The following is a 23,938-nucleotide window of genomic DNA, read 5'->3' on the forward strand; positions in this document are numbered from 1 at the left end:
AGGAGCACGCATGACCACCGTGTTCGGTTGGATCGCTATAGCTGCATCGATTCCGGTGTGGCTGTACTTTTTCACCCGCGTATGGGCCCTCTTTAAGTTCATCCGCTCCGGCGGACCTAACCAGCTCAAGCGCACCGATAATATAGGCAAGCGTTTATGGCGCGTTATTGCAGAGGTCTTTGGCCACTCCCACTTCAAGGGTAAACCGCTGGTCAATGCCGCCCACTGGCTGGTAATGGTGGGCTTCCTCTTTGGCATTTTGGTGTGGTTTGAGGCCTATATCCAAACCTTCGCGCCGGATAAGGGCTGGCCGTGGCTCAGCCACTGGCCGGTTTACCACTTCGTCGAGGAAGTTTTGGGCATCGCGACGGTCCTAGGTATTGGCTTCCTTATCGGCGTGCGCTTCAAACTCGGCGATACTGAGCGGGGCAGCCGCTTCTTCAATTCTCAGACCGCCTCAGCACGCTGGGTAGAGTTCATTGTCTTTTCTGAGGGACTCGGCATGATCTTGGTGAAATCCACCAAGATCGCCACCTACGGCGGCGGTTCCGCCTGGGCGGATTTCTTGAGCATCCACTTGGCCAAGCTCTTCCCCGAATCCCCGGCATTGGTGAGCTTCTTCGCCTTGTTCAAGCTGCTGTCCGGCATGCTGTTTATCGTCTTCATTTCCCGCAATTTCCAATGGGGCGTGATGTGGCACCGCTTCACCAGCTTTTTCAATATCTTCTTCCAGCGCAACGCCACCGGTGAAAAGGCCCTACAATCCCTGCCCACCCCGGACTTGGAGGAAGACATCACCCCAGGTAGCTGGAAGATGCTGCTGGATTCCACCTCGTGTACCGAGTGCGGCCGCTGCCAAGAACTATGCCCGGCGTGGAATACCGAAAAGCCTCTGAGCCCCAAAAAGGTCATGATGGATCTGCGTCAGGGCGCACTGGATAATTACAACCCGCACGAAGGCCTGGATGTGCTGTCCATGGCCGGCGTCATCGACGATGACGTGCTGTGGTCTTGTACTAACTGCGGTGCCTGCGTGGATCAGTGCCCAACCGATATTGAACACATCGACCACATTGCGGACCTGCGCCGCTTCAAGGTGCTCGCAGAATCGGACTTCCCTTCCGAGCTCACCGGCTTGTTTAAGAATATGGAAAACAAGGGCAATCCATGGGGCCGGAATAATTCTGAGCGCCGCGCCTGGATCGATGAGGCCCGCGCCGATGGCATCGATGTCCCCATCATCGGTGAGGACGAGGCCGATTTCTCCGATATGGAATACCTGCTCTGGGTGGGCTGTGCTGGCGCTTATGATGACGATGGCCGCCGCACCACTCGTGCCGTAGTAGACCTGCTGCATACCGCAGGCGTAAAGTTTGGCGTGCTCTCCACGGGTGAGACCTGTACGGGTGATCCTGCCCGCCGCGCCGGCAACGAGTTCCTTTTCCAGATGATGGCGCAGCAAAACGTTGAAACCCTCAACAACGCCTTTGACGGCGTGCCGGAGGGCCAGCGCAAGATCATCACCACCTGCCCGCACTGCTTTAACACCATCCGCAATGAGTACCCGGACTTTGACGGGCACTTCGACGTCTTCCACCACACCCAGTTGCTCAACCGGCTGGTGCGCGAAGGCTTGCTCAAGCCAGTGCCACGCACGCCGGAAAACCGCAAGCCCATTACCTACCACGATCCTTGCTTCCTCGGCCGCCACAATAAGGTCTTCGATCCTCCACGCGAGCTGCTCGAGGCCACCGGCGTGGAGCTGCGCGAGATGGACAAGAACCGCGACGAGGCCTTCTGCTGTGGCGCCGGCGGCGCCCGCATGTTCATGGAGGAAAAGCTCGGCACCCGCATCAATGACTTCCGCACCGAGCAGGCTCTAGAGACCGGCGCGGAAGAAATCGCCACCGGCTGCCCCTTCTGCAATGTCATGATGACCGGCGGTGTGAAGTCCTTGGCTCAGGATTCCGCTCCCACCACGAAGGTCAATGACGTGGCAGTGATGCTGCGCAATTCCATTTCCCTCGACGAGTCCGGCACCCTGCCTGAGCCCCACCCCAAGGCGTTCCTTGCTACCCCGGTACGCAACCAGAAGTCCGCGGGCACCAATGACGCCCCGCTTGCCGACGCCCCCACTTCTACCACCCCAAACACCACCCACACCCCTGCCGCATCGGCACCAGCACCAGCCCCCTCCGCTCCTGCAGCGCCGGCCGCGCCCGCAGCACCGAGCGCTCCTACCCCGCCAAGTGCCCCAGCAGCACCTGCGCCCAAGGCACCAGCAGCTCCAACACCGCCTAGCGCACCTGCAACGCCTCCGGCACCGGCCGCACCAGCTGCGCCACAAGCTCCCCAAGCACCGGCAGCACCAGCTGCTCCAGCGGCACCGAGCGCACCTACCCCACCTAGTGCTCCAGCAGCACCTGCACCCAAGGCACCAGCAGCTCCAACACCGCCTAGCGCACCTGCAACGCCTCCGGCACCGGCCGCACCAGCTGCGCCACAAGCTCCCCAAGCACCAGCGGCACCAGCTGCTCCAGCGGCACCGAGCGCACCTACCCCACCTAGTGCTCCAGCAGCACCTGCACCCAAGGCACCAGCCGCGCCGACCCCGCCTAGCGCACCTGGAGCGCCAGCGGCGCCAGCAGCTCCGGCAGCGCCGACGCCGCCCGCAGCACCAAAACCGCCAGAGGCCCCTGCTGCGCCCACGCCGCCAAAGGCTGAGCCGCCAGCCGCACCGACCCCGCCAGCACCGCCGGCGGCTCCGGCACCACCGGCGTCGGAAAGCGTGCCCAAGCCACCTGAATCTGAGTAGGCACGCAGGGGCATTGGTGCGTACGCTGTAGTCCATGCATTTTAATGCGGGACTCGCCACCGATGCCCTGCTGCTGGCGGCAGGCGCAACTGAAAATACAAATTCCCTCGTCTCTTTCGCCTGGATTATGGCCGCGGCTCTACTCGCGCCGCTGGTCTCTTATATGTTGGGCTACCGCCTGCCGTCGGTGGCCCTCTTGCTGATTTTCGGCATGATTATTAGTCCTTCCGTACTCGACCTCGCGGCCGAGGACGAAGGCATCGCAATGCTCAAGGAGCTCGGCGTGGGCGCGCTGTTCCTCCTCGCGGGCTTTGAGATTCAAATCTCTACCCTCAAAACCAAAGAAGCCGGAACGGCACTATCTACCTGGATTATCTGTGCCCTCGCCTGTGGCGTGGGCGCCTACTTCTTGGTGGATAACGTGCCCGGTGCCATCGTCGTCGCCTTGGCGCTGACATCAACGGCGCTGGGCACGCTCACACCGATGTTGAAACAGGACCGCATTCTGGGCACGAAGGTGGGCAACTCCGTGATGATTCACGGTGCCATTGGTGAGGTGGCCCCCATTACCGCTATGGCGCTGTTGCTGGGTACTCGTTCCACGCTGACGACGATGATCATTTTGTTGTTCTTCATCACCATCGCTGTAGCCGTTGCCATCATGCCAGCGGCCATCGCCTCGACCATCCCCTGGGTGAAGACCGCCTTTATCTCCGGTGCGGGCTCCACCAACCAGACGATCTTGCGTCTTATCATCCTGATTCTGGCCATCCTCATGGCGGTTACGGCAGTCTTTGAACTCGATATCGTGCTCGGCGCCTTTGCCGCTGGCATTATTTTGAACCGCATCATCCCGGATGAATTCCACCGCCGCCTTGAACACCGCCTCGATGTGGTGTTTTATTCGATGCTTATCCCGGTCTTCTTTGTGGTCTCCGGCATGAGCATTAGCTGGGATACCATTGCCAATAATCCGTGGAAGGTGCTGGGCATTCCAGCCCTCATTCTGGTGACGCGTGGTCTACCGGTCTTCCTGCGCGAAAATGTAGCGCATACCGGATCCGATATTGAAACCATCCGCGAGCGCCTCCAAGTGGGCTTGTATTCCGCCACCGGTCTGCCGATCATCGTGGCGGTGACCACCTTGGCGGTGAACTCCAAGATTATGGAACCCGAAAATGCCTCCATTTTTGTCTCCGGCGGCGCACTTACTGTCGCCCTCTTCCCATTCCTCGCCAGCCTGGTGGGCGGCAAGAAGCAGCCCGAAAAGAAGGACGAGGCGAACTCTACCGCTGAGACCAAGGACCTATAGGCAGCGTTCGCTAAGAGCACGCCCCTAGCAGGGAGGAAATTTCCTAGACTGGGAAGCGTGAGTAATAGCTTTGGTTCTTCCCCTATCAATCGGACGATGCGCCTGTCCGATTCCGAGCGCAACGATGCCATCAATGACCTCGCCCGCGCCGTGGGTGAAGGCCGGTTAACCATGGAGGAGTTCGAAGACCGCTCGGACGACGTCATGCGCGCCCACACCCACCAAGACCTCGTGCCCGTCTTCCAAGACATTCCGGCGCGTGGTTCCCACGAGGTCAAGGTCTATTCCCGCGGTGAGGTCACGCGCGCCCATAATGCGGGCAAGAAGCCAAAGTTTGCGACCGCACTTTCCGGCTCGGTGGTGCTTGCCGTTGCCAGCCCAACGCTTATCGTGATGAGCGCGACCTTGAGCAGCCCATGGCTTTTGCTGGGAGGCGCGGTAGCAGCCGCGCTCATCCCTATCCTGTGGATTCTGCTCTACGTTGCCAAGGTGGGCCCTTCCTCGTGGCACGCCCCATCCGTGCGCCAAATTGAAAAAGAGCAATTGCGCGAGATTCGCGCGCTCACGGCGCATGAGCGCGCACAGCAAAAAATGATCGAAGAAAAGATGTGGGCCGATCGCCGCATGCAAGCCGGCGAAATTACCGGACAGGCTATGGATCTGGCCAAGCGCAAGTTCAGCGAGTGGAATAAAAAATAGTCATTGCCGCTGTTAAAGCGTTTTGTGTGGCTGTGATCGTGGCACAATATTCCCATGACTTCTCCGAAACACCGCATCTTTGACCAGTCCGACAAGCTCAAAGGCGTCGCGTATGACATTCGCGGCGAGGTCTCTGCGGAAGCGGAACGCATGGAGCTCGATGGGCACACCATCTTGAAACTCAACACCGGTAACCCAGCCGTCTTTGGCTTCGAGGCTCCCGATGTCATCATGCGCGATATGATCGCTGCCCTGCCTACTTCCCAGGGCTATTCCACCTCCAAAGGAATCATTTCTGCTCGTCGGTCCATTGTTACCCGCTACGAGCTTGAAGATTTCCCACCCTTTGATATCAACGATGTCTTCTTGGGCAATGGCGTCTCCGAGCTCATCAGCATGACCACCCAGGCGCTGCTCAATAATGGCGATGAGGTTCTCATCCCGGCGCCGGACTATCCACTGTGGACGGCAGCTACTTCCCTGGCAGGCGGCACCCCAGTGCACTACCTGTGCGATGAGGAGGACGACTGGAACCCATCGATCGAGGACATCGAGTCCAAGATCACGGATAAGACCAAGGCCATTGTGGTCATCAACCCGAATAACCCTACGGGTGCTGTCTACTCGCGCGAAGTTTTGCAGAAGATTGTCAACATCGCCCGCGAGCATAACCTGCTCATCTTGGCCGATGAGATCTATGACCGCATTCTTTACGACGGCGCGCAGCACATCTCCATTGCTTCGCTCGCCCCAGACCTGCTCACCATCACATTTAATGGCTTGTCCAAGGCCTACCGCGTGTGTGGCTACCGCGCTGGTTGGATGGTGCTCACCGGCCCTAAACACCACGCCCGTGGCTTCATCGAGGGATTGGAGCTTCTCGCCGGAACGCGCCTGTGCCCGAATGTGCCGGCGCAGCACGCTATCCAGGTGGCGCTAGGTGGCCGGCAGTCCATCTACGAGCTCACCGGTACCGGCGGGCGCCTTTTGCGCCAGCGCAATATTGCCTACGAAAAGCTCAACGAGATTCCGGGCGTTTCTGCGGTAAAGCCCATGGGCTCGCTCTACCTCTTCCCGCGCTTGGATCCGAACGTGTATGAGATTCATGATGATGCCAAGCTCATGCTGGATATTTTGAAGGCAGAAAAGATCCTCATGGTGCAAGGCACCGGCTTTAACTGGCCGAACCCGGATCACTTCCGCGTGGTGACGCTGCCGTGGGCATCCCAAATCGAAAACGCCATTGAGCGCCTAGGTAACTTCCTAGTGAGCTACAAGCAGTAGTTTCCCACCAGTTGCTAACGATAGTGATAATCCATAACAATATGGTGCATGGGAAGACATTCTGCGGGACCTAAATCTCAGCCGACCCCTAGTTCATGGCGTCGGCTCTCTGCTTCGATAACTCAGCATCCATGGCGATTAACTTTGCTCGGTGTGCTCGTCACAGCGCTTATTGCCACCATTGCGGGCATGGCATTGCTGTGGCCTCAGAGTCCAGCCTCCGAGCACACCTCCACCGATTTTCGGCAAACCTATGCCCTCAACCACCCACAGGTCGAGGGCACGGTCGATACGACAGACCACTCGGCTTGCCAATCGGAACTTACTGGGCAGGCCTTCGATACACCGCCACTTATTCCTGGGACTGAGGAAGTGCAGTGCGACCGTGCCCTGGTCAATATCACCTCCGGCGAGGACGAAGGTCGCATGACCCAATTGGTCACCTACGGCAATGCCGGCGATCCGCAGCTTAAACCGGGCGACAAAATTGTTCTTTCCAAAGCAGATGACCCTTCCGGCGCTGCGTCCTATGCTTTTGCTGATTATCAGCGCACCAGAAGCCTAGCTCTGTGGGCAGTTATCGTGGCCGTCGTCATTATCGCTTTTGCGGCCTGGCATGGCGTGCGCGCCCTTATCGGCTTGACGCTCAGCCTAGGCGTGATCTTTGCGTTCCTCGTCCCCGCTCTTATCGACGCCCATAACCCCCTCTGGTCCGCCCTTGTTGCCTGTTCCGCCATCATTCTGTTCGCCGTTCCTCTCGTCCATGGACTGAATTGGAAATCGGCATCGGCGGTGGGCGGCTCCCTTATCGCTCTCATTCTTGCAGCAGCGTTAGCGTGGGCCGCTATCGATAGTTCGCAGCTACAAGGCTATAGTTCCGAGGACAACCTGAAGCTACTTCTTTATATGCCCAACGTGTCCATCGTGGGCGTGCTCTTATGCGGTTTTGTGGTCGGTGCCTTGGGCAGCCTTGCCGACGCCGCCGTGGCCCAAGCATCCACCATTACCGAACTCCACGGAGCGGACCCTGATGCCCGCCCTGCACAGCTTTTCCTCTCCGCAATGAAGGTGGGCCGCGACCATATTGCCTCAATGGTTTATACGCTAATTCTGACCTATACCGGTGCGACCTTGCCACTGCTCATGCTGATCACCGCAGCGGAGCGCCCCGCAGGCCAGATTTTAAGCAGCGATCTCGTCGCAACGGAGCTGCTGCGTTCCGGAGTAGGTGCGATAGCATTGACCCTCGCGGTTCCCATCACTACAGCCATTGCAGCTTTCACAGTGCCACAGCGCGCACAAGCTTAGGGCCCTTATGCAGAAGGCTGAGCAGCGCAATAATCACGCTGCTCAGCCTTTGTATCTCAGATGTAGCGGACCTAGAGGGTGCGCCCCAAGGCTTCGACCTTCCAGCCCGCCTGTTGCCAGTCTGCAACAGGCAGCACATTGCGGCCATCGATAATGTGCTTATTGTCCACGAGCTGGCCCGCTTGCTGCGGATCCAATTCCTTGAACTGCTTCCACTCGGTTGCCAGAATAACTAGCTCAGCCTCACGCAGGGCATCGTCAGTGTCCGCGGCGTAATCCAAGGTGGGGAATACCTTCTTCGCGTTGTCCATGCCTTCTGGGTCATAGACGGTTACTGCCGCGCCAGCCAGCGACAGGGAACCGGCAACGGCAAGGGCAGGCGAATCGCGCACGTCATCGGAATTCGGCTTAAACGCACAGCCCAATACGGTCACGCGGTGGCCAAGCAGGGAGCCATTGAAGGCTTCCTTGGCAAGGTCCACCACGCGGTCACGGCGGCGCATATTGATAGCATCCACCTCACGCAGGAAGGTCAGCGCCTGGTCGGCGCCAAGCTCGCCAGCACGGGCCATGAAGGCGCGAATATCCTTGGGCAGGCAGCCGCCACCAAAGCCGAGGCCGGCGCCAAGGAACTTGCGGCCGATGCGCTCGTCGAGCCCAATGGCGTCGGCAAGAGCGGTAACGTCCGCGCCTGCAATCTCGCAGATCTCAGAAACGGCGTTGATAAAGGAAATCTTGGTGGCCAGGAACGCATTAGCGGAGACCTTGACCAGCTCGGCGGTCTGCCAATCCGTCACGATGAATGGGGTGTCCTGCGATAGCGGCTGAGCATAAACCTCGCGCGCTACCTCTTCGGCACGGCTTTCGCCCTCGCGCACACCGAGAACGATGCGGTCTGGGGTGATGGTGTCCTTGACGGCATACCCCTCACGCAGGAACTCCGGGTTCCATGCGATTTCCACGGTGGTGCCTTCTGGGGCAAGCTCATTGGCTAGCTCTTGGAGCTCCGCCGCGGTTCCTACCGGAACGGTGGACTTACCAAAGATGATGTGATCGCCCTTGAGCTTGGGCACCAGATCCGTGATCACGGCCTTCACGTAGGTCATATCGGCCGCATAGGAACCGCGGCGCTGCGGGGTACCTACGCCCAAAAAGTGCAGGTTGCCGAACGCGGCTGCTTCTTCATAGTCCGTGCTGAAGTCGAGGCGGCCGGCCTCGATATTGCGCTCGAGAACCTCCGGCAGGCCCGGTTCATAGAACGGAACCTTGCCCGATCTAAGAGCGGAAATTTTATTGTCATCTACGTCCACGCCTAGTACTTCATGGCCGAGCTCGGCCATGCAGGCAGCATGGGTTGCACCCAAGTATCCGGTGCCGATTACAGTCATACGCATAAAGCCCCATATTAGAGGCTCTATGTGAATGCCGGTTTAAGCCTATCGAAAATTCAGGTAAGACTTCGATGGCGTCGGGCCGCGCTGCCCCTGGTACTTCGAGCCCAGCGAGCCGGTGCCATATGGGCTTTCCGCTGGTGAAGTCATCTTGAAGATTGCCAGCTGACCCACCTTCATGCCCGGCCACAGGGCGATAGGCAGGTTGGCGGTATTAGAAAGCTCGAGCGTGATGTGGCCGGAAAAACCTGGATCAATAAAGCCCGCGGTGGAGTGGGTCAACAATCCCAGGCGGCCGAGGGACGACTTGCCCTCCAATCGACCGGCCAAGTCTGCCGGCAGGGTGAATTTTTCCAACGTAGCACCGAGCACGAACTCGCCTGGGTGGAGGATGAAGGACTGATCTTCTTCTACCTCCACCAAGGTGGTGAGGTCCGGCATTTCCTCTTTGGGGTCAATATGCGTGTACCGCGAGTTATTGAAGACTCGGAAATACTTATCCAGGCGCACATCTACGGACGAGGGCTGGATAAGTTCGCTGTCGAAGGGCTCGATGCCCAGTTCTTCGGCGTCAATGGCGGCACGGATATCACGATCTGAAAGAAGCACGGCCCCAATTCTACTCATGCCGAAGGCCGCGGTGTATAGTAGGCCGGAGCGTGCAAGCGCGCAGTGCCGACGTAGTTTAATGGTAGAACTGCAGCTTCCCAAGCTGCTGGCGCGGGTTCGATTCCCGTCGTCGGCTCCACTTGTTTTCCCATTTCATGGACTAATTTCATACCTACAGGATGGACCATGACAGCCCCTATCTTCACGCCTAAAACCACAGCGGATCTTCGCGCTGAGCGTGAGCATGTACTTCAAGATCTTGCGCCCCGCACAATCGATGAGCTCCACGAACAGCGCGCGGTTGATCAAATCTTGGTCATCGACGAGGCAACTCTGAATCGGTATGAAGCCCTGTGCTTTGTTATCGGCGACTAGACAGACACGTTTTCTCTCAGAGCTACATCTTCCCTAGCCTGAGATTCAAAAACTACCCCCACGCCAATACCAGGACGCACCGCAACAGACCCCACACAGGAAGGACACAATGGGCAAGCAGGAACCAGCGGAAAACACCGACGCAGCCAAGAAAAAAGGCACCAACCACAACGCCATCATCGCGTTGATCCTGATTCTCGTCGGCCTTGGCGTCCTGCTCTACCCCGTCGTAGCCACGCAATGGAATAACTACAACCAGTCCCGCGCCGCGGAAGAGTACGCAAAGCTCGAAAAACAAGCCCCGCCTGAGGTTCTGCACACCGCGTGGGAGGAAGCACAAGCCTACAACGCCGGGTTGGGCCAAATCAGCATTGGCGACGCGTGGACCACCACCGATAACGAAGACTCCCCCGAGTACCAGCGCTACCGCCAGTACCTGTCGGTATTGTCTGAGACCGATGCCATGGGTCGTATCGTCATCCCCTCTATCGATTCCGATCTGCCCATTTATCACGGCACTTCAGAAAAGGCGCTCTCCCGCGGCGCTGGCCACCTCTACGGCACGGACCTACCTGTCGGCGGCGTAGGTGATGGCGAGGGTCGGCACGCAGCACTTTCCGCCCACACAGGCCTACAAAATGCCACGCTGTGGGACAACCTCACCAAGGTCAAGAAGGGCGATGCTTTCTACATCGCCGCCGGCGGCGAGAAGCTCAAATACGAGGTACACGATATTCGGGTCGTCGAGCCTGCGGACACCAGCTTGCTCCACCGTGAGCCAGGCCAGGACCTCGTTACGCTCATTACCTGCACCCCCTACGGTGTAAATACCCACCGCTTGCTCGTCACCGGCCACCGAGTGCCAATGGATCCGGAAGACGAGGCCGCATTCAACAGCTCTGGTATTCACTGGCAGTGGTGGATGTGGGCCATCCTGGCTGCCACTGCCATCATCGTGCTTCTGCTCATCTACTGGTGGCGCAAATATGTCAGCAACGCCAAGGACACCGCGCTTGACGACGACCCGCAAGACTCCTAACCGCCAATGAACATGCAATAAGGCCCGCCCTTCCCTGGAAGAGCGGGCCTTTTCTAAAAGTAGCCGCAAGCGGTGGTTCTATACCCAGCGGCGTCGCAAAGCGAGGCACCCTGCCGCGACAATTGCGGCGCCAGCGAGAGCCCACAGGCCTACGCCCTCACCACCGGTCTTGGGCAGTGCACCCTTGGTGATGTCAGCGACCTGAAGGACGCCGATCTTCTTCACGCAATTAGCAGCGGTGTCAGACTCAGCGCACCTATTACTGGTGATCGCGGTCCCTCCGGAGAGCACCTTGATGACTGCATTGCCATTCTGATCCCACTCCGTCGAGAACTTGATCGGCGCGGGCAGCAGGTTATAGCCGTTCGGCGCCTTCGTCTCGATGAGGTAATAAACGCCAGGGGCATCCAAGCCTTCGAGCTTGACGCGGCCTGTGGTGGTGGTCGTGGACTGCTTCACCACGGGGTTAGCATCAACGTTGACGCTGCCATCCGCGTTTAGCTTCAGGTTGCCGTTAGCATCACTGCGGTGGACGGTGAACTGCGCGCCGCCAAGCAAACCGTCGGTTTGGATCTCGTCCGGGTTGTCCGGGTTATAGCTCGCCTTTTCGAGCAGGACGTCCATCGTTTCCTTGGTCCCCAGCGGGATACAGTCAGTATCCTTCCAGCCGCCCATTTCTGCCTCATTCATGAGGCCAAATTTAGGCTCGTACAGGCCACCCTTGGTGTAGCAGCGGGTGTTTCCTGAAGGTTGGCTCGGGTAGCCGGCGGGTACAGAGGTGCTGTCCAGTTTTGAACGATCCAGCTTGAAGCGCACCGTTACCTCGTAGACGTGCTGCCCAGTGCTTCCGTCAACACCCTTGGGTTTAATGATCTTCGGAGTGTCATTCTTGTTGAGCTCAAAGGGGCCGGCACCTTGGTACGCACGCGGCTGGCTGGTCTTGTTGAACTCGTCCTTGAAGATCACAGTGGCCCCAGTAACCGTGGCAGCACCAACAAACCTCGGGGTGTCCGTGAGCTTGCCGTAGATCACGTCGTTGGTGTCGAAGCCAGGTGCGTCCGGTGCCTCAACTACGACGTTGTACTTCGCGGTATATTCATTCGCTGCACCAGGAACAGGTTGCGGTGTGCTGTCGACGGCAACCTTATTGAAACAGGCTTCAGTAGCGACGTTGTCATCTTCAGCCGGGCTAGACTCCCCGTCCGTAGCCTGGAAAGCAACCTTGTTCGGACTACATACCGTCTTGAGGTTCCCGTATTCATCTGTTCGCACCGGCGCAGAGACGACATACTCTACCTTCGCATGCCCTGGAAGAGTACCAACATAGCCCATCATGTATCGGGACTCACCGTCCGCTCCGGATGGGACAATCATGCCTGCATAAATACCAGTTCCCGGCGCAATCTGATCAGGCCCGGGCTTTTGACCGTTGACCTCGGTAGATCCTGCTCCAAATCCCTCGAATTTCGCAGTGGGACCGGAAGCGTTCACTCCATAGTGAGTATCCGTTGGTAGGTATTCCCAGAATGTGCCGCCCGAACTGGTGTTATCCGTGGTGTTTTCCACGGAGATGGTCCAGAAAGTACGCACCTCGCCGTTTACCACCTTGGTCTCCGAGCGTTGCTTCTTCACCGCAATGTTTGATTGCAGCCCTGGCGGTGGCGGAACTAGGTCGGAGGCCGCGTCCGTGTTAAATGAAGCAGGCAGGTTGTTCATTATGTTGACCAGCTCGAACTTCGGGCTATCATCATCTGGGTTGGTGATCTTTAGCTCAAAGCCCAGCTGATTCGCATTCGCACTACCCGAGCCAAAGCCCAGGTTTCCATTGGAGTAGGTCCACGCCTTGCCCCAAGAAGCAGAGGGGTTCGAGATCGTGCGCCCATCGAAGGTCTTGATGCCGGTGAGATCCCAGGTCCTGATGTCGCCGGTCTGTGTGTCAATGCGTTCAAGGATAAGCTTGTCGCCTGCCTGAGCCTTACTCTGGAAACCCCACATATACTTCTGGGCCTGCGGGAGCACCGCCCAGTCCTCCGAGTAGGACTTCTGGCTTCCTAGCACGCGTTGAGCCGTGACTTTGTCGACGTCGACCTTATAAAGGTGATGGCTACCAGAAGTGGACGTGTTGGCCACAAAGAATCCCTCGCTGGTGTACACGCCAGCGTTGAGGACATCCCGGTCGCCGCTCGTTTCAAACGGGGTACCGGTACTTCCGGCCTTTAAAATAGGCCCAAGATTATATACTTCACCGGTTGCCGGATTGATCTGAAGGAGATTTCCTGCCGGGTAGCAAGGATCACCATTTCGGCCGCGACTCTGGCTCACCGCATAGAGCCAGTTATCACTCGAATCAAAGGCTAGAGCATTGTACACCCAGGGAGTGGACTCTCCCACCTGGCGAAAGTCTCGGCCTTGGTTGACTTGACGGCTCAGAATGGAAGTGTCTCGGCGAAGATCCTTAGGTTCACTGGTTACAACGTAGACAGGGCTACCGTCGGCAAATTCAGCTGGGGTGAGATCGCGCTTTGGCTGTCTGCTTGTAACCGGATCTTGGCACTCCTCTTTCGCAGGAACGGTGAAGGAAGCTGTAAACACTGTATTGGCTGGCCCGCGGTGAACACCCTTAAACTGAATCTGTGCGGTGCCACCAATAGTAATCTGCGGCAGGATGACTTGGTATTCCTTGGCGCTAATCCTTTTGTAGGTCACCTTCGCCTCATACCAACCTCCGTTGGCACCGGTGTAATAGATCGTCAGGTCATCAGGGTTAGTCGATAAATAACTGTTAACGCTGGATTTGAGGGTAACCACCGTGCCTTGCGGAATGGACAGCTGGCCGCCAAAAAGCTCACCGGCCGGAATCTTAAAGTTCGGGATATAGCGGCTTCCCTTGAGCACGTAACCATCGTTTTGCATCGTGATGGTTCGGTCGCCTGCAGCGTACGGGGTAATGTTCGGTGCTGCCATCAGGCGAGCTGGAGCCTCGTCAACGTCAGCAATTTCCAGCGGCTCAGTCACTTCCGAAGGAGCTTCTGGGGTTTCGCTGGATTCCGTTGAAGACGTGCTGGGCGTCTCCTCGGCTACTCCCCGCACATCGACGGACATCCCACTAAGTTCGGAATCCTCTGCGACCGCTGGGGTCTTCAATGAGAAAGCTGCTCCTGCTGGCACGTCAGTAGAAAGGCCAGTGATTCGGAAAGACACTGAAGAGCTGGTTGATTTTACAACGAGGTTGTCTCCTTCGCGGACGGGGATCTCTTCGCCGTCGATAGTCAGTGTGTAGGCCGAGCCTTCGAACTCCAGTCCTGCAGTCTCAACAGTGAACTCCAACTCCTCCACGGTTCCGGCGTCAACAAAGTGGCCTTCAAATGTTGCGGAGTCGCCAGCAGTCAGGCTCAGCTGGTCTGCAGAATCGAGCTCGGTGCGCAGAGCCGTGGTTTGTGCTTCGGCGACGGCACCAACGATTCCGGGCAGAGCAGCCGGTGCAGCAACACCAACAACGAGAGCCAGTGCAGCAATGAACGCCGCAAGAGCACGCCAGCGGTACACAACCGGCTCGACCGGATGAGAATCTGTCCAGGACATTAGCGTCCCTCGCTTTCTGAATTCTTCCTACGGCTAAAGGCAATCATCACGAAACCAGTGGCAATCAATGCCAACGCTGCGGCTACTACACCGATTACCTGTGCACCGGTCATCGCCAATGAGCCACCATTGCCCGACGACGTTACTGGGGTTGAGGTCTTACCGGCACTTGGAGTACCCGGCGGCGTTGTCTCGGGTTGGTGAGGTGGCTTCCCTGGTTTAGTCGGTGGATAGTTTGGAGTTGTTTGCGGCGTATTCGGATGCGACGGCGGAGTAGTCGGCGTCGTGGGCGGCGTTGGTGTTTCACCCGGTTTGTGAGTCTTGGCCACAATTACTCCTGGCACTGGTTTCGGATTGTCCGCCACAGTGTGGAATGGAACCGCTACCACAAATGGGTTGATCTCCCGGTAGGAGTTATCTGGCGCCGACGACGTCACTACGTAGAAGCCATCCGCTAGACCGTCAAAGGTCACTTCTCCATTGGCATCGGTGACCTGGTCCACGTGCACGTCGGTACGCCATTCACGAACCTCGGCCAGACCCGCGTCTTGCACGCGTGCTACATCGTCAGCGTTGTTTGGATCTAGGCCGGCGAGCCGGGCCAGATGTATCGTGACTCCCTGAATCTTTCCCGAAGGTGCCTGCCCATCGTCGTCGGGATTGCCCTGCGTAAGCCGAACAGTCACCGTATCCGTATCTACGGTGCGTTCCGCACCAGTAGTCTGTTGCCCGACAACCTGTACCGCACCCGCAGCAACGACGCCCGGCCCTGCGAACGCAACCGCACACGCTACTCCGACGGCAACCACTCGGGCCGACCATGCATTTGTCAACCTCTTCATCGCCTTACTCCCGCACGCTACTTTCCTTATTAATAACTTCTTGCACCCCGGTAGCCGCCTTCTGGCGACGCAGCCACCACACCAGCCAACACCCAATGACAATCACCGCAGCCAACAGCGCGTACATCCACCATTGCCAGCCCGGACCATGGGAATTTTCAAACACCGACTCCTCCCCAGGCTCCATAGGAACCTGATGGCCACGCACCAGCAAGCGATGCGTGTTGATCCCGTACGGGGTGCACGTAATCAGTGTGACGTAATCCTGATCAGCGACTGGCCGTAGGCCATCTACCTCGCTCGGCAGCACAACTTGAATGTCGTCTACGACGTACTTCAATTTGTGGCCAGCAACCTGGATATAGAACACATCTCCCTCGGTGGCAGAGTCGAGGTGATCAAACATCGTCGAATTTGCCAGACCCGTATGCCCCGTAATGACGGAATGGGTTCCTGATCCACCGACCGGCAGGTCAGAACCATACAAATGCCCCAAACCACGCTGCAGTGTCTTATCTGCGGTGCCATGAAACACCGGAAGATCAACGTCTACTGCTGGGAACACGAGGCGGGCCATCGCTTCGGTCTCACCCAACTGCTTCAAATAAGCCTCATAGTCGGGATTGTCTACCCCGATACGGTTCAGCCACGGATCCAAGATCGGACCCGACGTATGTTCTTCGTTGTATGCATGTGCAGCATCCCACACCGAATCCTGCACCTGCGCCGGTGTCTCTTTATCCAGTCGCGCATATTCCTGCGCCACTCTTGAGGCGTTCCAATTGTTCCATGCGGTCGAGACCACTGGGTACAGCATCACCAACAACCCAACGACAACGATTACCGCCGGAAGGACTAGGCCTCCACGGCGCCTGTGCCGTCGGCCTGCATTTTGGCCTACCACCGTAGTCAACGACCCGCACCACCCAAAACAATGCCCCACGCGCTAGCGCAGCGCGACCGGGATTACAACGAAAGAGAATGAAGGGGACTGAAGTCTATACCTAGCCCAGTCCCCTCACTGGGTCGAGCACCATATTTTGATTACCCGACCCGCAGCGCAGACCATCATGGACAGTCTGCGCCACCGGAACTACGCCCGGCTATTAGTTGCGCGCGGTACGACGAGCGAACCAAGCACCAGCAGCAACAATTGCTGCGCCAATAGCAGCCAGGATGCCCACACCGGCACCACCGGTCATCGGCAGGTTCGGGGTGTCGCGCTTGATGTTTTCAATTTCAGAAACAAGGGTGACGGCGTCGTCACCCTCGAGCTCACCAGTCTTCGCGATGTTCTCGCGGGTGAACTCAATTTCGGTAACAGGGTTTTCCGGCAGTGCGTAGCCCGCTGGAGCCTTGGTTTCCTTCAGACAGAACTTCTTGATGTCGGTGACCTGTGCGTTATCTGCGAAGTCGGTGACGTGCAGTCCGTCGATGGTGATGGTGCCGTCAGCACCGGTGGTCCACTTGTCCTGCTCCTTGACGGTCAACTTACCGCCCAGCTTATTTGCCGCGGTGCACTGGTATAGCTCGAACTCAGCACCTTCCAGGACCTTACCGTCCTCCTTGCCGTCCTTCTTCACAACCTTCAGCTTGCCGTGGTAGGTCACGACCTCATTGGTCTTGTTCTTGACCTCGTTGCCGGTGTTCGGGTTGTTGAAGATGACGTCAGCCTGGTTCTTCAGCTCAGTGGTGTCGCCCACTTCCTTGCGCTTGACCTCGAAGGTCAGAGACATCTTGTCACCGGACTTAACCTTGGCAAGGCCCTGGTCGGTCAGCTTAACGACGAGCTTGTTTCCGTTCTCAGCCGGATTGTTGACCTCGTAGTCACCGGCACCCAGAGCGGTCTCTCCAGCCTTGACCTCGGTGACCTTCTGGAAGTCCAAACGCTGGTCCAGCTGATCCTCGAAGCGGAAGGCGGTCAGGCTCTTACCCGCACCCCAGGTCGGAGCATCCGCGTTGATGGTGTAGGTGTACGCGTCCTGGATGTTCTGATCTGCATCCTTGACAGTCTTCTCGGTCTTGGTTTCCGTGTTCTTCGGGTACGCGATGACGTCGTAGTTCCAGGCATCCGATGCCTCGTTAACCATCGGCACCGACACGATGAACGGAGCACCGGCAACGATACCGTCCGGAGCGTTAGTTTCCTCTACCAAGTAGATGCCCAAAGGCAGATCAGTGAAAGCTGCCTTGCCATCAGTGCCGGTGGTTTCTTCCTTGGTTTCCGCAGTCTTCTTGTCGTCCTTGACGTCAGCAGCCGACTTCGGGAACGCCGCCCAATCATCCTTCTGCAGGTCGTAATCGAGCTTGGTGATCTTGTAGGTCACGCCAGACAGAGCCTCACCCGGAACGCCTGCCATTTCCTTACCGGTAGCCGCAGTACCAGACTCAGCACCCTTCTTCTTGAAGAGGGTGATAGAGCCCTTTTGGTTGAAATTGATGTTTGCCTTGTTCACGGCGCCCTGCTCAGCAGCAGGCTGTGCATCGACAGCACCGTCTTGCGCCAGGGCCCCCGGAGCGGAGATACCCATAGAGAGGCCAACGACGGCAGCGAAAGTAACCGAACGAGCGGTACGAGAGATCTTGTTCACGGAAACTGGTCCTTTACACGAGTTCTGAAATGAGGCACCGCGCCTCATTGGCTGTGTGCAATCCATTCCCCACGGTTCACGCACCATGACCTGACTCGTTGCTAAGAATCTTTCGCCTGCCGAGAGTAGTTTTCAGGTGGAAACGTCTACGCAGGCCCCAACCTTAACTAACGATAGCCTGTGGATTACATAACTAGATTCTACCCCAGCGTGTTGGGCAAAGTCCCCGACTAAAGCTCCTCCCCCGCAAAACCGGCTAAACTTCTCAAGAATCCGCACGGTCCACCCAAACGTGAAGACTCCTTCTGCAGTTCAACTAATGCTTTCGAGACGTCATCTAGTTTTGTGTGAAACTGAACACATTGCCCCTTTAAGGGGGTAAGCCTGCTCGATTTTACACCCGTTACATAGAATGCAAGCTTCACGCAGGAGAGTAGCTTCCCAGAGAGCACCTTCCAACGACGACGAAACGAACCATATATGCTGCCAATACCACCAGGTAGAACATCCCCTTTGATGACCCATAAAAGGAAGCGTCACCAAGAGCGCTCAAGGTACCCTGAACTCATTTAGATTCTCAGCCTTCAACAGCCCACGTACCAAAGAGTTAATAGCGTTAAGATTCCTGACAAGAGCTCTCTACGTACTCTGAGCCTCGTCGACAGCACGAAGAAGCGCCGCATAGGCACCGCCGCACGCAAGCAGCTCGGCGTGGGTGCCGCGCTCGACCACGCGGCCAGCGTCGAGGACGATGATCTGGTCGGCATCGCGGATAGTGGACAGGCGGTGGGCGATGACCAAGCGGGTAGCATCCGCGCCAAGCACTGCCTCCTGGATGGCGCGCTCCGTCTCGTTGTCGAGGGCGGAGGTGGCCTCATCCAAGATGAGCACCCGTGGTTGGCGCAGCAACGTGCGGGCAAGCGAAAGGCGCTGCTGCTCACCGCCGGAGAAGCGGTAGCCGCGCGAGCCCACCACTGTGTCCAGACCTTCCGGCAGCGCGGCGATGACCTCGTCCACGCGCGCGGCGTTAAGCGCCGCCCACATCTGTTCCTCACTCGCATTCGGCTGCGCGAAGAGGAGGTTCTCCCGCACCGTGCCGTGAATCAGGTAGGTCTCCTGGGAGACCACGCCAATGACCTCCGCGCGCTGCTCAGGTGGAATATCGCGCAGGTCGACCCCGCCCAGGTGCACGGTGCCTTCGGTCGGATCGGCAAGGCGCGCAAAAAGTGCGGCCACCGTGGACTTGCCGGACCCGGTATGCCCCACTAGCGCGGTGGTGGTGTGGGCGGGGATGGAAAGGGAGACGTCGGAAAGCGCGTCGGTGTCGGTGCCGGGGTAGCGGTAGGAGACGTGCTGGAGGGTGAGGGAGGCGTCGGCAAGCTGGGCGGGCTGGGTGGCCTCGGTGAGTTCGGGCTCCAGGTCCAGGTACTCGAAGATGCGGCTAAACAGCGCCATCGACGCCACCCACTGCGCGCCCACGTTGAGCAGGCCGGTAATGGGACGGAAGATCTGGGTCTGCAGGGTGGAAAAGGCGATGAGCGTGCCAATCGTAATGCCCGGGCGCAAGCCGGCCGCCAGGTAAATCAGGGCCGGCATCACGCCGAAGATGATTTGCGTCAGCGCCATGCGCCAGCGCCCGGCCAACTGCGATTCCAGCTCCAAACGGATGAGGGAGCGGGAGGTTTTCTCAAAGCCGTCATAGACGCGCTCCTGCGCACCCAGCGTGGCCGCCAGGCGCATGCCGGACACGGACAGGTTCTCCGAAATGGTCTGCTGCAGCGTCGCCTGCGCGCGGCTGTTTTTCTCCATGAGGCTGCGGCGCAGAACGGCGGCGCGGCGGGTCAGCCACACTGCAGGCGGCAGTACCACCAGGGACAAAAGCGAGAGGGTAGGCGAAAGCGCCACCATCGCCACCAACGTAGCCACAGTCATGGTGAGGTTGCTGGCCACGGATGTCGCGGTTGTGGTCACCATGCCGCGCATCGCCGCGATGTCATTGGTCAGGCGCGACTGAATCTCACCGCCGCGGTTATTGGTAAAGAACTGCAGCGACTGGCGCTGCAGGTTGGCAAAGACCTGCGTGCGCAGCTCGTGCATGATGGTGTGCCCCACCCGCGCCGACAGAAAGGACTGGATAACGCCGATGGCCTGGGAGACCACGGTGATGGCCAGCATGCCGCCGACGAGCCACAGCAGCAGCGCGGTGTCGTGTTCAGGAATGGCCTCATCCACGGTGCGGCGCACCAGGAAAGGCTGCACCACCGTCAGCCCGGAGGTGGCGATGATGAGTGCCACCACCAGCAACAGCGTGCCGCGGTGCGGGCGAAACAGGCCGGCGACGCGGCGGAAGGCAACCGGGTGCTGGGCCAGCTGATCGATGTCCGCCGGGTCCTTCACCGCGGTGTGCATCGGCCGGGTCATGGCTTAACCGCAGGTAACGATGGGCTGCGGGTCGTAGACCGTGGTGGTGGTCTCCCGGGAGATCTCCTTGCCGGAGAGGTCCTTGATCACGCGGGTATCCGAGGTGGTGAAGCCCGGCGCGCCAGACGACGGCGAGCAATCCTCGCTCACCGACTTGCGCTGCGGCTCCGTCTTGGCCCAGCGGCCGTTGTTCACAGACTCAACGTCGACGGTCTTAGTGCCCTTCAGGCGCACGGTGATCTTGCCGCCACCAAAGTCGGTCTCGATGCGGACCGGGGTATTGAAGGTATTAGTGAACTGCAGGTCGATGGCGCCCTCGTACACGGTGGCCTCGCGGCCGGCGGGGTAGCGGGAAATGTAGTACGAGTGCGGGGTGTGGGCAGTATCTTCCATGCCTGCAAAGTAGGCAGCGTTGTACAAGGTGGTGGCGAACTGGGAAATGCCGCCGCCCACGGCGGAGCCGGAGTGGCCATCAATAATGATGCCGGACTCAACGTAGCCTTGCGCCGTGCCGCGCGGGCCGGTGTGGCCGTTGAGGGAGAAGGTCTCGCCCGGGTTGACCACGGCGCCGTTGACCTGTTGGGCCACCAGCTCGATATTCTTGCCAGAGGCAGCGGAGTAGCCCTCGGTGGTGAACTCGCCCACGGTGTCGTTGAAGGTCGCCTTCTTAGCATCGTCGGTGGTGAACTCTGCCGGGTCCGGCTTGTAAGTAGCATCCCACTCGCGGTCATCGCCGGTCACGCGCTTGTCAAAGTCCTTCATGGTCGGCTCCCAGTCGATGATCTCGCCATCTTCGGACGGGGTGATCTGCTTGTCGTTACCGTTGAAGGAAATCTTGGCATTTACGCCCGGGACATCGGCGCCCTCGGAGCGCTCGGCCAGCAGCTCTTGCGCGCGGTTGGTATCCACGGCGAGCTTAAGCTTGCCGTCTTTCTTTTCAATGCTGGTGAACTGGGAGATTTCCGGCTTGTTCAGGGTAGCGCTGACATTATTCTTGGCCTTCAGGGTAATGGGATTATCCAGCGCCTTGGCGGCATCGCCGGTGCGCATGGCCTCGATAGCTTCATCATTGATGGCCGGCTCTACCTCTTCTGGGGCCACGTTTACGCCCTCGGAATCGAGCCAATTATCCGTAACCGCATTGTGCAGGGCGCCAGCATCCACGGTTTGGCCGAGCTTGGGGTCGGTGACCTTGAGCTCACCATTGTTGAGCTCCAGCATGCCATCGACTGGATCGGTGGAGAGTTCCTTCTTCACGCGGTCCAGAGCCGGTTGCAGCTGGGCCTCATCCACGTTGGTTTCTACCGGAATATCCCGGGTGGAGCGGAAGAAGCTATACAGGCGGGTAAAAGGATTGAGGGAAGGCTCCTCAATATTGTCCACGGCGCGCTGGTTATCCAGGGCGAGGCCCGACTCGGAGGGAACGAAATCGGTGTGCAGGTCGCCGGAGGTAACGTTCACGGGCTCGGTTTCTACGCCCGCAAGCTCGTCTTCGAGCTTCTCCACGGCGGCGGTGCGATCCATGGCGGAGATATCCACGCCGTTGACGGAAACGGCGCGCGGAATCTTGTCCTGGTTTGCTGCGACATCCCAGGCATAAGCAATGCCCGCGATTAGGACAAGGCCGACCAATACGCCGAGCGCGATGAGCCAGCCTTTAGCACCGTTTTTTCCTTCTGCCTTTTTCACGCCTTAAAGGTTAACGGTTTTAGTGGCATTTTTCCTAGTCCTGTGCGGGCTCGGGTGCAGCGCTGGCCGGGGGAGCGCTGACATGGCGGGCGGCATCTGCAAGGCGTTCGAGTGGCAGGCGGCCCTGGTCGACGGCGCCAACAACGGCGTCGATCACCGCATTAATGTCGCCTTCGGTGGACCACAGGGGCATGTCGGCACCGGCATTGAGGGAGGCCACGACGGCGTCGGCAAGCGGGTGCGAATCCGCAATCGCCTTCATGCCGCCGATGTCATCGGTATAGATAGCGCCTTCGTAGCGCAAAGCATCGCGGGCCAAGCCATAAGCCTCCGGCAGCATGGATGCAGGCGTCTGGCCATCGCCGAGGCCGGGTACGGCAAGGTGCCCCATCATGAGGGCGGCATTAGGCGCTTGGGGAAGAGCAGTCTTAAAGGGAATGAACTCGTGGCCTTCTAGTTCTTCTAGCGGCGGGGTAACGGCCTCGGCAAGGTGGGTATCGCCAGAAGCACGGCCGTGTCCCGGGAAATGCTTGAATACGGCCTTGACCCCGGCCGAATCCAACCCACGTGCAAAGGCCGCGCCATACTCGCCCGCTTGGGCCGGATCGGTGGAAAAAGAACGATCGCCCACAACTTCCAAGCCGTTGCCATCGACGTCGAGCACCGGCGCGAAGTCCACGTTAATGCCATGCGCCTTGAGGCTCGTGCCAATCTCGTGCGCGAGCTCCTCCACTTCTTGCGGAGAGCGCTCGGCCGCCATCTGTTGCGGCGCGGGGTACTCGCCCAGGATCTCCGAGAAACGTTGCACGCGCCCGCCCTCAAAATCGATGGAGACCTCAAAGTCGCGGCCCACCTCTTGGCGCAGGGCATTAATATCGCGGCCCTCTTCCTGCAGCAAGTTTGGATCCGCCCAGCTAGGGATAAAGATTCCGCCCACACCTGCCTCCAGCTTGGCCTTAGCATCGTCGTAGTTGGTGACCGGCGGCATCAGCACGGAAGCAGCCATGGCGCGGATGTCCTGCTGCGGGGCGGCCTCCTGCGAGATCTCTTCGAGCGTTTCGTGCGTCGCGGCAGGTGAGCTCGACCCAGCCGGGGTGGTGGAGCCCTGGCTCTCGTTGTCCTCCTGGGGGGAGGTAGAGCAGGCGCCCAAGGCCGTCACGAGGGCGAGGCTGGCAAGGATGCGCGGAGTTTTCATGCCTTCTAGTGTGCAATATTCCTCGCGTTCTGTCGCAAGCGGTGGGTAGACTAGTGACATGAGTAACGGCGAGACAATGCTAATTGCCTACGATGGCACCGAACGAGCCGGCCGCGCCCTCGAGTACGCGGCCCAGCTGCTGCGGCCCACCACGGTAGAAATCCTCACCGCCTGGGAGCCGGTAGCCCGGCAGACCGCCCGCGCCGTCAGCCGCACCGGAATGCACCAGTCCACCGTCTCCCCGGACGGCGTCGAAGAGGATCCGGCCTATGAAGAGGCGCTAAAGATTTGCCGCCAGGGCATCGAGCTGGCCGAAAGCCTGGGCCTAGCCGGCCGCGCCCACCTGGTGGAATCCGCCACCACCATCTCCTCCGCCATCATTGATGCAGCACACGAGCTGGACGTGGACGTCATCGTGACCGGCACCCGCGCCCTGACCGGCTTCCGCGCGTGGTGGACCAACTCCACCGCCGATCAGATTGTGCGCAACGCCGGCCTTCCCGTCTTCATCGTGCCGCAGGAAAACGAGGATGACGCGGACGATGATGAGGCAGAATACTTCTAAATAGCTGCTAGTATCTTTAGCCATGGCTCTGGAAACCGATTCTTTGAACAAGCGCACCCTTGGCCCTGCCATCGGTAGCGCTGTTGTGGGCATCGCGCTCGGCGTCATCACCATCATCGGCATCGCACAATTCTCCGGCACCGATACCGTGCCGGAAGGCAATGCGGTTTCTGCTTCCGATGCGGTTTTGGGCGGCCCTGAGTACGGATCCCGCAACTAGG

At 58.9% G+C, this 23,938-nt stretch carries 18 protein-coding genes and 1 tRNA gene; 10 read left to right on the forward strand and 9 right to left on the reverse strand.

Annotated features, from left to right (window positions below; all coding sequences use genetic code 11):
• Positions 1 to 10: 10 nt before the first annotated feature.
• The 5 genes from MHY08_RS04870 to MHY08_RS04890 all read left to right on the forward strand — a co-directional run bounded on the left by MHY08_RS04870 (position 11) and on the right by MHY08_RS04890 (position 7,418).
• Positions 11 to 2,815, forward strand: a complete 2,805-nt coding sequence (locus tag MHY08_RS04870) for a (Fe-S)-binding protein (protein ID WP_239235615.1) — start codon at positions 11 to 13, stop codon at positions 2,813 to 2,815.
• A 34-nt stretch (positions 2,816 to 2,849) separates the two neighbouring features.
• Positions 2,850 to 4,127: a cation:proton antiporter gene (locus tag MHY08_RS04875; protein ID WP_239235616.1), complete on the forward strand. Its 1,278-nt coding sequence runs from the start codon at positions 2,850 to 2,852 to the stop codon at positions 4,125 to 4,127.
• 57 nt (positions 4,128 to 4,184) lie between these two features.
• Complete coding sequence (locus tag MHY08_RS04880) at positions 4,185 to 4,826, forward strand: DUF1707 domain-containing protein (protein ID WP_239228441.1); 642 nt, start codon at positions 4,185 to 4,187, stop codon at positions 4,824 to 4,826.
• Between the two features lie 54 nt (positions 4,827 to 4,880).
• Positions 4,881 to 6,110: a pyridoxal phosphate-dependent aminotransferase gene (locus MHY08_RS04885; protein ID WP_179387070.1), complete on the forward strand. Its 1,230-nt coding sequence runs from the start codon at positions 4,881 to 4,883 to the stop codon at positions 6,108 to 6,110.
• Between the two features lie 144 nt (positions 6,111 to 6,254).
• Entirely contained in the window at positions 6,255 to 7,418 is a 1,164-nt protein-coding gene (locus tag MHY08_RS04890) for a YibE/F family protein (protein ID WP_239235617.1), read from the forward strand.
• Positions 7,419 to 7,489: 71 nt separating this feature from the next.
• On the opposite strand, the gene MHY08_RS04895 is transcribed toward MHY08_RS04890, so the two are convergent.
• Positions 7,490 to 8,812: a UDP-glucose/GDP-mannose dehydrogenase family protein gene (locus MHY08_RS04895; protein ID WP_239235618.1), complete on the reverse strand. Its 1,323-nt coding sequence runs from the start codon at positions 8,810 to 8,812 to the stop codon at positions 7,490 to 7,492.
• 42 nt (positions 8,813 to 8,854) lie between these two features.
• Positions 8,855 to 9,418, reverse strand: a complete 564-nt coding sequence (dcd, locus tag MHY08_RS04900; protein WP_005329405.1) for a dCTP deaminase — start codon at positions 9,416 to 9,418, stop codon at positions 8,855 to 8,857.
• 65 nt (positions 9,419 to 9,483) lie between these two features.
• Here dcd and MHY08_RS04905 point away from each other — a divergent pair.
• The 3 genes from MHY08_RS04905 (at position 9,484) to MHY08_RS04915 (ending at position 10,832) form a co-directional block, all read left to right on the forward strand.
• Positions 9,484 to 9,557, forward strand: a tRNA-Gly gene (locus MHY08_RS04905).
• A gap of 47 nt (positions 9,558 to 9,604) precedes the next feature.
• Positions 9,605 to 9,793, forward strand: coding sequence for a hypothetical protein (locus MHY08_RS04910; protein ID WP_005325457.1), 189 nt, complete (start codon positions 9,605 to 9,607; stop codon positions 9,791 to 9,793).
• 109 nt (positions 9,794 to 9,902) lie between these two features.
• Entirely contained in the window at positions 9,903 to 10,832 is a 930-nt protein-coding gene (locus MHY08_RS04915) for a class C sortase (protein ID WP_049378965.1), read from the forward strand.
• A gap of 78 nt (positions 10,833 to 10,910) precedes the next feature.
• Here MHY08_RS04915 and MHY08_RS04920 read toward each other — a convergent pair whose 3' ends face one another.
• The 7 genes from MHY08_RS04920 to MHY08_RS04950 form a co-directional block, all read right to left on the reverse strand.
• Entirely contained in the window at positions 10,911 to 14,414 is a 3,504-nt protein-coding gene (locus MHY08_RS04920; protein ID WP_239235620.1) for a prealbumin-like fold domain-containing protein, read from the reverse strand.
• The gene (locus tag MHY08_RS04925; RefSeq protein ID WP_049378963.1) at positions 14,414 to 15,256 is read right to left on the reverse strand and encodes a prealbumin-like fold domain-containing protein; all 843 of its coding nucleotides are present in this window, start codon (positions 15,254 to 15,256) and stop codon (positions 14,414 to 14,416) included. The genes MHY08_RS04920 and MHY08_RS04925 overlap by 1 nt, the downstream gene beginning before the upstream one ends.
• A 4-nt stretch (positions 15,257 to 15,260) precedes the next feature.
• Positions 15,261 to 16,169: a class C sortase gene (locus tag MHY08_RS04930; protein WP_049378962.1), complete on the reverse strand. Its 909-nt coding sequence runs from the start codon at positions 16,167 to 16,169 to the stop codon at positions 15,261 to 15,263.
• Between the two features lie 193 nt (positions 16,170 to 16,362).
• Entirely contained in the window at positions 16,363 to 17,847 is a 1,485-nt protein-coding gene (locus MHY08_RS04935) for a SpaH/EbpB family LPXTG-anchored major pilin (RefSeq protein ID WP_239235623.1), read from the reverse strand.
• 639 nt (positions 17,848 to 18,486) lie between these two features.
• Positions 18,487 to 20,268, reverse strand: a complete 1,782-nt coding sequence (locus MHY08_RS04940; RefSeq protein ID WP_005325452.1) for an ABC transporter ATP-binding protein — start codon at positions 20,266 to 20,268, stop codon at positions 18,487 to 18,489.
• 3 nt (positions 20,269 to 20,271) lie between these two features.
• Positions 20,272 to 21,957, reverse strand: a complete 1,686-nt coding sequence (locus tag MHY08_RS04945) for a VanW family protein (protein WP_239235625.1) — start codon at positions 21,955 to 21,957, stop codon at positions 20,272 to 20,274.
• Positions 21,958 to 21,991: 34 nt separating this feature from the next.
• The gene (locus MHY08_RS04950; protein WP_239235627.1) at positions 21,992 to 23,152 is read right to left on the reverse strand and encodes a glycoside hydrolase family 3 N-terminal domain-containing protein; all 1,161 of its coding nucleotides are present in this window, start codon (positions 23,150 to 23,152) and stop codon (positions 21,992 to 21,994) included.
• Positions 23,153 to 23,210: 58 nt separating this feature from the next.
• Between MHY08_RS04950 and MHY08_RS04955 the strand changes: the two genes are divergently transcribed.
• Together MHY08_RS04955 and MHY08_RS04960 are read left to right on the forward strand one after the other, a co-directional pair.
• Positions 23,211 to 23,717, forward strand: a complete 507-nt coding sequence (locus MHY08_RS04955) for a universal stress protein (protein ID WP_049359996.1) — start codon at positions 23,211 to 23,213, stop codon at positions 23,715 to 23,717.
• A 22-nt stretch (positions 23,718 to 23,739) separates the two neighbouring features.
• A complete protein-coding gene (locus tag MHY08_RS04960) occupies positions 23,740 to 23,937 on the forward strand; it encodes a DUF2613 domain-containing protein (RefSeq protein WP_005325448.1) in 198 nt (65 codons plus the stop codon).
• Position 23,938 lies beyond the last annotated feature (1 nt).

This window comes from Corynebacterium sp. ACRPJ, assembly GCF_022347345.1.
In the GTDB taxonomy this organism is placed as follows: domain Bacteria; phylum Actinomycetota; class Actinomycetes; order Mycobacteriales; family Mycobacteriaceae; genus Corynebacterium; species Corynebacterium tuberculostearicum_D.